Source organism: Streptomyces durhamensis (assembly GCF_000725475.1).
In the GTDB taxonomy this organism is placed as follows: domain Bacteria; phylum Actinomycetota; class Actinomycetes; order Streptomycetales; family Streptomycetaceae; genus Streptomyces; species Streptomyces filipinensis.
Window position 1 is genome coordinate 1 of the sequence record NZ_JNXR01000156.1, and the last position, 335, is coordinate 335.

Here is a 335-nt window from a genome sequence, read left to right on the forward strand (position 1 = left end):
GTTTCGATCGCCGAACCGTAGAGCTCGCCCAAAACGCCACACCAGTACCACCGTGCGAGCCGCTCGCTCACGCCGATCAGATCAGCATCCTTTCCAAGCCCGACCTTGATTGCTGCCAGCGGCACTAGTTGCTTGGGGTAGGGGATGTCGCGTCGGGCAAAGATATGCCGGTCGGCGAGGAAAGTGGCTGACCAGATGAACGCCTCGCGCAGTGGATCACGCCATTCCAAGTAGTCCTCTAGGGTCAGCTTCAGGACGTCTTCTCGTTTCGCCGATATCGCTGGCGGCCTGTCCGAGCTATCTGCTAGATGGCGTTTTCGGGTAGTCAGCATCGT

1 pseudogene is annotated in these 335 nt (G+C 59.1%); it reads right to left on the bottom strand.

Annotation, left to right across the window (positions count from 1 at the left end):
- Window positions 1-335, bottom strand: a pseudogene (locus IO33_RS48920) (hypothetical protein); the annotation flags it as partial.